Source organism: Streptomyces sp. NPDC054863 (assembly GCF_053610825.1).
This window is the reverse complement of the sequence record NZ_JBSGZD010000340.1, coordinates 1-8,049: the sequence shown is the minus strand read 5'-3', so window position 1 is coordinate 8,049 and position 8,049 is coordinate 1. Positions and strand designations below refer to the sequence as shown.

Genomic DNA, 8,049 nt, shown 5'->3' with positions numbered 1-8,049 from the left:
CTCCGGAATCTCTCCGGTGTGCCGGGCCCGCCGCAAAATGCCGCAGTCCGCGCGGACTACTTCAGGCGCGTGCCCGTCGACCGAAGCGCCGCACAAGCCTCGGTGACCCGAGCCGCCATGCCCGCCTCAGCCGCCTTGCCCCACGTGCGCGGGTCGTACTTCGACTTCGTGCCGACCTCGCCGTCGACCTTCAGCACCGCGTCGTAGTTGCGGAACATGTGGTCCACGACCGGACGCGTGAAGGCGTACTGCGTGTCCGTGTCGAGGTTCATCTTCACGACGCCGTTCTCCAGCGCGGTGGCGATCTCCTCGGCCGTCGAGCCCGACCCGCCGTGGAAGACGAAGTCGAACGGCGAAGCCTTGCCGTACTTCGAGCCGACGCCCTCCTGGAGGTCCTTGAGGAGCTCCGGACGCAGCACCACGTTGCCCGGCTTGTACACGCCGTGCACGTTGCCGAACGAGGCGGCCAGCAGGTAGCGGCCCTTCTCGCCCAGGCCGAGCGCCTCGGCGGTACGCAGCGCGTCGTCGACGGTCGTGTACAGCTCGTCGTTGATCTCGTGCGAGACGCCGTCCTCCTCGCCGCCCGTCGGGGTGATCTCGACCTCAAGGATGATCTTGGCGGCGGCGGCCTTGGCCAGCAGCTCCTGGCCGATGGCCAGGTTGTCGGCCAGCGTCTCGGCGGAACCGTCCCACATGTGGGACTGGAAGAGCGGGTTCAGACCACGCGCGACGCGCTCGGCGGAGACGTCGAGCAGCGGGCGGACGTAGCCGTCCAGCTTGTCCTTGGGGCAGTGGTCCGTGTGCAGCGCGACCGTGATGTCGTACTTCGCGGCGACGATGTGCGCGAACTCGGCCAGGGCGACCGCACCGGTCACCATGTCCTTGTTGTGCTGGCCACCCAGGAACTCCGCACCACCGGTGGAGATCTGGATGATGCCGTCGCTCTCGGCCTCGGCGAAGCCACGGAGCGCGGCGTGCAGAGTCTGGGACGAGGTCACGTTGATCGCCGGGTAGGCGAACTTCTCCGCCTTCGCCCGGTCGAGCATCTGGGCGTAGACCTCGGGGGTTGCGATGGGCATCTGTCCGCTCCTTGGGATATGCGGGTGTGCGTGCTGGTCCCTGACCTGGGGGCGACGTCATCGTCGCCCCCATCTTTCCAGACTCTCCACTCGGCTCCACCCGGCGGACGCGTACCGGCTGCGCTCCGGAATGCACAAAGGTCGGTGTGTTTCACGAGAAACACACCGACCTCGGGCAAACCCCCAGGTCACAGCCCCGAAGCAGCAGGGCAGGGACCTGGGTCACCGCTTCAGGCGAGATCCAGGTCCGCCAGCTGGTAGCCGGTCAGGTACGGCACGCCCGCGTCCGCGATGGCCTTCGCCGCGCCCCGGTCGACGATCGTGGCGACCGCGACGACCTCGCCGCCCGCCTCGCGGACCGCCTCGACTGCGGTCAGCGGCGAGCCGCCGGTGGTCGAGGTGTCCTCGACGACCAGGCAGCGGCGGCCCTTGACCTCGGTGCCCTCGATACGGCGCTGCATGCCGTGCGCCTTCTGCGCCTTGCGCACGACGAAGGCGTCGAGGCGCTGCCCGCGCGCGGCGGAGGCGTGCAGCATCGAGGTGGCGACCGGGTCGGCGCCCAGCGTCAGACCACCGACACAGTCGAAGTCGAGGTCCGCGGCCAGGTCGAGCATGACCTGACCGACCATCGGCGCGGCCTCCCCGTCCAGGGTGATCCGGCGCAGGTCGATGTAATAGTCGGCCTCCAGACCCGAGGAGAGGGTCACCTTGCCGTGCACCACGGCCTTGTCCTTGATCTGCTGGAGCAGCTCAGCACGTACGTCAGTCATGGGAACGAGCTTAAGTGGGCCTCAGCCCAGCCGCCGCCACGCCCACGTCGTCGACGCCTCCAGCGGGTCGACCGGCGTGACCAGGCGCGGCAGGGAGTTGAGCCCGTTCGGCGGGCCGGTCTGCGGCTCGACGCACACCGCGGCCTCCTGCTCGTCGTAGACGACGACCCACTCCTCGCGGCTGGTCACCCTGATCTCCAGCTGCCCGGGCCAGGTCAGTGTGACGTCGACGCCGTCGGGCATGCCGAAGCAGTCGTCCCAGGGGCTGGGGAGGGGGTCGATGCGGCGGCCCGTGGGGAGGTGGTCGTCGCCGCGCTCCTCCTGCCAGGCGGCGTCGAAGGCGAGCTCGACGTCCGCGCCGGTGCCCAGGTTGCGCCGGAACCAGGGGTGCCAGCCGATCTGTGCGGGGAAGGAGTTGTCGTACGTCTCGACGCCCATGGTGAGCGTGAGCGCGTCCGGCGTCAGCTCGAAGGTCTGGGTGACCCGGCCCGCGTACGGCCACGGGCCGGTGAGGTCGTAGGTGAACGAAGCCGAAGCGGCGCCGCGGGCGGCGGTGCGCCAGCGGGTGTCGCGGCCGGTGCCGTGGATGGCGTGCGGCGGGGAGTTCACCGGGAGTTGGTGGACCTTGTCGCCGTCGCGGAACCGCCCGTTCTCGGTCCGTCCGCACCAGGGCACCATCGGGAAGCTGCCGAAGTGCTTGCCGTTCTCGGGCTGCCTGAGCACCTCGGTACCGCCGATGCGCAGGCTCTCGATGCGGCAGCCGTCGGCCGGGTCGACGGTCAGCTCGACGTCACCGGCGCTCAGCAGGACGCCGGAATCCTTGTTCTGTTCGCTACTCACGCTCCGGACACTACCCAGCCCCGGGGCCTGCCCCTGCTTTCCTGCGCCTACCTGCGGCGTCGCAGCACCCGGCCGACGACGACCGCCGAGGCGAGTGCGAGGGCGGCGGCCGGGGCGAGGCGGCGCAGGGTGAACGTGCCGGATGCGGGGGCGGGCGCCATGACGGGGGCGTACCGGCCGCGCGGCGGCGCGTGGTCGACCTCCTCGGCGCTGCGGCCGATCATGGTGCGGCGGGCGTGCGCGGCCTCGGCGGGCGGCTCTTCGGGGAAGGCGTCGGGGAGTTCGCCCGGCAGCCCTTCGAGGGCTTCGCGCAGTGCCTCGTTCTCGTCCTCGCGGGTAGGCGGGACAGGGGTGGGGTCTCCCCTGCTCGAACGAAGCTGAGAGCTTGGGGAAGGGTCCTCGAAGTCCAGTTCCGCGTCGCTGAGGCGGTCGAGGGAAGGCGGCGGCACCTCGGTGTCGAAGACGGAGGCGGATGCGGGGTCCGCCTTCCCCTCCTGAGCGCCGGAAGGGGGCTCGGCCGGGGCGGCGGCCTCGTCGCCGAGCCGCGTGCCGAAGCGGTCCAGGAGCCGCTGCACCGCGGACTCCACCGCCGGGGAGTCGAGTTCGGCGATGCGGCCGTCGCCGTGGGCAGTGCCGGTGAAGCGCAGTGTCGTACCGCCGTCGGACTCTTCCGCGCGGACGGTCAGGGCGACCTTGACCGAGCCGTTGCCACGGGCCTCGGTGCCCTCGCCCGCCACGGTGAAGGTGTCGCCCTCGGCGCTGCCGGTGACGGCCAGCGCGCCCCGGTAGGTGATGGTGTGGCCGTCGGCCCGGACCTTCAGCCGGCCGGTCAGTGGCGGGGACGTCTTGTCGGCGTCCTGCTGGAGGCCCGGCACGCAGCGCGCGACCCGGGCGGGGTCGGCGAGCGTCTGCCGTACGGCCTCGGGCAGAACCGGAACGAACACCTCATGCTCCATGGTTCCCGAGCCTACTCACGCGGACCGCGTTCACACCCGACTCTGCGCAGAATCTGGACAGTCGCTTTCACGGCGTGTAGCGCGGGTGGACCAGTGTCGAGGCCGGCAGGCCCCGCATCCGGGTCGCTTCCGCCGAGCGGGCGCCGGCGAGCAGCAGCGGGGTGGTGAGGGAGCGCAGGTGCGGGACCTGCGGGGAGAGGCCCAGGCCGGGGCGGGTGCGGGCGGCGAGGACGAGGCCCCAGTCGCGGGGTGCGCGGGCGTTGCCCGACGAGCGGTCGGGTCCGGCGCTGAAGCCGGAGAGACGGCCGGTCGCACGGTACGGGCGGGTGTGCAGGCCCGCCGCGCGCAGGGTCGCCTCGACGGTCCAGTAGACGCGGGGGCGGGCCCCGACCGGGCCCGCGTGGACGGCGATCCGGCCGTCCGGGGCGAGCACGTCGGCGGCCAGCCCGTAGAACTCCTGGGAGTAGAGCTTCGTGGAGGCGGTGATGCCGGGGTCCGGCAGGTCCGAGACCACCACGTCGTACGGGGCGTCGCCGAGCGGCACCGAACGCAGCCAGCCGAACGCGTCCGCGTGCACGACGTGCAGCCGGGGGTCCCGGTGGACGCCGCCGTTGAGCGCGACCAGGGCGGGGTCGGTGCGGGCCAGCCGGACCACCCCGGGGTCCAGGTCGACCAGGGTCACCGAGGTGACGTCCGGGTAGCGGAGGACCTCGCGGGCGGCCAGGCCGTCGCCGCCGCCGAGGATGAGGACGCGGGCGTGCCTGCCGCGCATCGCGGGGTGCACCAGCGCCTCGTGGTACCGGTACTCGTCGCGGCCCGAGACGCGCAGGCGGCCGTCGAGGAAGAGGTCGGGCGGGCCGTCCCGGCTTCCGGTGATGACGACCTCCTGGACGCCGGTCTGTACGGCGACGCGCACCCGGTCCCCGTACACGGCGCGCCTGGCGGCCCGCTCGAAGTCGTCGACGAGGACGGTCGCGGTGGCGAGCGAGGCCAGCACCGCCACGTTGACCACGATCAGCAGCCAGCGGGAGCGGCGGTTGAGGTCGCGGCGCAGCAGCCAGAGCACCAGGGACCCGCCCGCGACCGTGTTGACGGCGCCGGTGACCAGGGCTCCGGTCAACTGGCCCAGCATCGGGAGCAGGAAGAACGGGAAGGCGAGGCCGCCGACCAGCGCTCCCACGTAGTCCGCGGCGAACAGATCGGCCACGTCACCGCTCGCGTCGTCCTCGTCCTCGTCGGCAAAGGAAGGGGCCGCAGCTCCGGAAGCGGAAGCGGCGGCCGAAGCGCCGACCGTCCCCGCGGCGACAGCACCCGCACCCGCCCTCTCCTGTCGGCCGATCCGCTGGATCAGGGCCATCAGCAGGGGGATCTCCGCGCCGATGAGGATGCCGATGGCCAGCGAGAAGCCCACCAGGACGTACCGCGCGCCGCCGAACCAGGCGAAGGACGCGTACAGGACCAGCGCCGAGCTCCCGCCGACCGCCGCGAGCCCCGCTTCGAGCAGTCCGAACCCGACGGCCGCCCGGCAGCGCAGCCGCTTCGCCAGCAGTGAGCCGACCCCCATGGCGAAGACCATCGTGGACAGCACCACGGACGCCTGGGTGACCGAGTCGCCGATCAAGTACGTGGCGAGGGCGACCAGTTCCAGCTCGTACACCAGCCCGCAGGCGGCACAGATGAACACCACTCCGAGCACCAGGAACCGGGCCGTCCGCGGCTTCACCGGAAGCGGCGCCACCGTCTTGCGCACCCGCCCCGGCGGCATGCTCCAGGAGGCCTCCGCCGCACGGGGAGCGGGCGCCGGGACGGTAGGGCCGGCTGAGGCGGAGGCCGGATGGATCATGCAGGAAACGCTACGTCACGGCCTGCTCGCATCCTGTCACCCACACGGGTGCAACTGAGGTGGGACCGGCATACAACCCGTCACACCGCTACAGGCACCCTGACCCCCACCCGTGTCCTGGTCACCACCAGTTGCCCCTCCTGCGGGTACGCGTGCCAGGTGCGCCAGCTGACCTGCCCCTCGCCCTCGCGCTGGGCGAGCAGCGCCGTGAAGGCGTGCGGGCTGCCGGGGAACGTACCCGCGAGGCCGTTGGGATGGTCGGCGACCAGGGCGAGGAGCTCCTGCGCGCGCCCCGCGAACGCGGCGTCGGAGAGCGTCTCGACGCGGGCCGCGAACTCGTAGTCCCAGTCGCCCACCTGCTTGGAGACGCCGAGCGGCAGCGGGGTCCTGCTGCCCGGGATGCAGGCCACGGTCTCCGAGCAGTAGCCGTCCCCCTCCTCAAGGAGCACCTGGTGGGAGGCGCCGAGCAGACGCAACTGGAGTTTGGCGCCGAGCAGTTCGAGGTCCAGTACGGCGAGGGCCGACAACGGCTCCCGGCCGAGTGCCCAGGCGAGATCGGAAGCGCACGTGTCGGTGTAGTCGGTCTTGAGGGTCGTGAGCATGTGGGGGCTCCGCAAACACACAGTGGGGGGTGGACCAGGGGCACGCCGGAGGGATACGGGGTGGAGCTGGGGGACCGCCCGCTCGGGTCCGTAGGGGGACCGCGGGATTCCGATGAGGGATTTTCAACAGCGAGGGAATCATGAAGTGTGCGGCGCTCATAGCGTTTTTACCCAACTTGGCGTGGTTTCCATCCCCTCGGGGGCCACACGGTTCAACTGTTCAACAAAAAGGTGCCCGGGGGGAGTTCGGTACGGCGTTCGAACCGTCCCTCGTCCCACCGGGCACCCGGCGGTGGTTCACCGGCGGACCAGCTGCCCCGTGTCAGCTGCCTCCGCCGCAGCCACCGCCCCCGCCGCCTCCGCCGCCGCCCCCTCCCCCGCAGGACGAACTCCCGCCGCAGGACGACGAGCCGCCGTCACCACCCAGCCAACCGCCACCGCTCCAGCCGGAGTCGTGCCGGTTCCCCCGCCGGCGGGTCTTCGTGGTGATCCGGTACGGCTGTGCCGCCGGCGCCCGCCCGGCCCTCTTCGGGTCGGGCGTCCGCAGGACCTTCACCGTGATGGCGACGATCACGGCCACCGACACACCCAGTGCGATGAAGAGACCGGTCATGGTCCTCACCGTCCTTTCCGTTCCCCCGTGGCGGGCGGCAGGTCGCCCGCACGTGCAGCGGTCATTCCCGGACGCCCTGACGGCCAAAGCACACTTGAGCAATTCCAGAGGTTCCGCGCAGGATGGCCCCCATGACCTCCACCGCCGACACCTCCGGCATCCCCCGCCCCCTCCTCAACCGCCGTCTCGCCGAGTTCGGGACGACGATCTTCGCCGAGATGTCGGCACTGGCCGTCCGGACCGGATCGATCAACCTCGGGCAGGGCTTCCCCGACGAGGACGGCCCCGAGGAGGTGCGCGAGGCCGCGGTGCGGGCGCTGCGCGACGGCCGCGGCAACCAGTACCCGCCGGGCCCCGGCGTCCCCGAGCTGCGCCGGGCGATCACCGCGCACCAGCAGCACCGCTACGGACTGCCGTTCGACCCGGACACCGAGGTCCTCGTGACCGCGGGCGCCACCGAGGCCATCGCCGCGTCCCTGCTGGCGCTGGTGGAGCCCGGCGACGAGGTGATCGCGCTGGAGCCGTACTACGACTCGTACGCCGCCTGCATCGCGATGGCGGGCGGGCGCCGCGTCCCGGTCACGCTCCGGCCGCGCGACGGGGCGTACCACCTCGACCTCGACGAGCTGCGCGACGCGATCACCCCGCGCACCCGGCTGATCCTGCTCAACACCCCGCACAACCCGACCGGCACCGTCCTGACCCGCGAGGAGCTGGCCGCGGTCGCCGCGCTCGCCGTGGAGCGCGATCTGCTGGTGATCACGGACGAGGTGTACGAGCACCTGGTGTACGACGGCGAGCACATCCCGCTCTCCTCGTTCCCCGGGATGCGGGAGCGGACGGTGACGATCTCGTCGGCGGGCAAGACGTTCTCGTTCACCGGGTGGAAGGTCGGCTGGATCACGGCGGCCGCCCCGCTGGTGGCGGCCGTGCGGTCGGCGAAGCAGTTCCTGACGTACGTCTCGGCGGGGCCCTTCCAGTACGCGGTCGCGGAGGCGCTCGCGCTGCCCGACTCGTACTTCGACGGGCTGCGGGCCGAACTGGGCGCCAAGCGCGACCTGTTGAGCACGGGTCTCGCGGAGGCGGGGTTCGGGGTGTACCGGCCTGCGGGCACGTACTTCGTCACCACCGACATCCGGCCGCTGGACACCCCCGAGGGCGGGGACGGCTTCGCGTTCTGCCGGGCGCTGCCCGAGCGGTGCGGGGTCGTCGCGATCCCGAACGCGGTGTTCTACGACGACCGGGAGGCGGGCGCCCCCTTCGTGCGCTTCGCCTTCTGCAAGCGGACCGAGGTCCTCCAGGACGCGGTGGGCCGTCTGAAGGCGCTGTAGGGGACGGAAGAAGGG

At 71.9% G+C, this 8,049-nt stretch carries 8 protein-coding genes; 1 reads left to right on the top strand and 7 read right to left on the bottom strand.

The genetic code is table 11. The annotated features are described in order from the left end of the window. Window positions 1–56: 56 nt before the first annotated feature. From fbaA to ACWGIG_RS34350, 7 genes are all read right to left on the bottom strand, one after another. Window positions 57–1,079, bottom strand: coding sequence for a class II fructose-bisphosphate aldolase (fbaA, locus tag ACWGIG_RS34380; protein WP_362412360.1), 1,023 nt, complete (start codon window positions 1,077–1,079; stop codon window positions 57–59). A 230-nt stretch (window positions 1,080–1,309) separates the two neighbouring features. Continuing rightward, the gene (gene pyrE, locus ACWGIG_RS34375) at window positions 1,310–1,849 is read right to left on the bottom strand and encodes an orotate phosphoribosyltransferase (RefSeq protein ID WP_453325619.1); all 540 of its coding nucleotides are present in this window, start codon (window positions 1,847–1,849) and stop codon (window positions 1,310–1,312) included. Between the two features lie 21 nt (window positions 1,850–1,870). Next, the gene (locus ACWGIG_RS34370; RefSeq protein WP_453325618.1) at window positions 1,871–2,689 is read right to left on the bottom strand and encodes an aldose epimerase family protein; all 819 of its coding nucleotides are present in this window, start codon (window positions 2,687–2,689) and stop codon (window positions 1,871–1,873) included. Between the two features lie 47 nt (window positions 2,690–2,736). Beyond that, window positions 2,737–3,645 carry an SRPBCC domain-containing protein gene (locus tag ACWGIG_RS34365; protein ID WP_453325617.1) on the bottom strand — a complete coding sequence of 303 codons (909 nt, stop codon included), beginning with the start codon at window positions 3,643–3,645 and terminating at the stop codon, window positions 2,737–2,739. Between the two features lie 67 nt (window positions 3,646–3,712). Next, complete coding sequence (locus ACWGIG_RS34360; protein WP_453325620.1) at window positions 3,713–5,410, bottom strand: spermidine synthase; 1,698 nt, start codon at window positions 5,408–5,410, stop codon at window positions 3,713–3,715. A gap of 158 nt (window positions 5,411–5,568) precedes the next feature. Continuing rightward, window positions 5,569–6,090 carry a DUF2617 family protein gene (locus tag ACWGIG_RS34355; protein WP_453325616.1) on the bottom strand — a complete coding sequence of 174 codons (522 nt, stop codon included), beginning with the start codon at window positions 6,088–6,090 and terminating at the stop codon, window positions 5,569–5,571. 322 nt (window positions 6,091–6,412) lie between these two features. Further along, on the bottom strand, window positions 6,413–6,703 hold the full coding sequence (locus tag ACWGIG_RS34350) for a hypothetical protein (RefSeq protein WP_453325615.1): 291 nt from the start codon (window positions 6,701–6,703) through the stop codon (window positions 6,413–6,415). A 122-nt stretch (window positions 6,704–6,825) separates the two neighbouring features. On the opposite strand from ACWGIG_RS34350, the gene ACWGIG_RS34345 reads away from it, so the two are divergent. Next, the gene (locus ACWGIG_RS34345; RefSeq protein ID WP_453325614.1) at window positions 6,826–8,034 is read left to right on the top strand and encodes a pyridoxal phosphate-dependent aminotransferase; all 1,209 of its coding nucleotides are present in this window, start codon (window positions 6,826–6,828) and stop codon (window positions 8,032–8,034) included. Window positions 8,035–8,049 lie beyond the last annotated feature (15 nt).

Bases quoted from the DNA above. Each gene is read 5' to 3' on its own strand.
- ACWGIG_RS34345 (WP_453325614.1), top strand. From the start codon at position 6,826: ATGGCCCCCATGACCTCCACCGCCGACACCTCCGGCATCCCCCGCCCC.
- ACWGIG_RS34360 (WP_453325620.1), bottom strand. From the start codon at position 5,410: ATGCCGCCGGGGCGGGTGCGCAAGACGGTGGCGCCGCTTCCGGTGAAG.
- ACWGIG_RS34355 (WP_453325616.1), bottom strand. From the start codon at position 6,090: ATGCTCACGACCCTCAAGACCGACTACACCGACACGTGCGCTTCCGAT.
- pyrE (WP_453325619.1), bottom strand. From the start codon at position 1,849: ATGACTGACGTACGTGCTGAGCTGCTCCAGCAGATCAAGGACAAGGCC.
- fbaA (WP_362412360.1), bottom strand. From the start codon at position 1,079: ATGCCCATCGCAACCCCCGAGGTCTACGCCCAGATGCTCGACCGGGCG.
- ACWGIG_RS34350 (WP_453325615.1), bottom strand. From the start codon at position 6,703: ATGACCGGTCTCTTCATCGCACTGGGTGTGTCGGTGGCCGTGATCGTC.
- ACWGIG_RS34365 (WP_453325617.1), bottom strand. From the start codon at position 3,645: ATGGAGCATGAGGTGTTCGTTCCGGTTCTGCCCGAGGCCGTACGGCAG.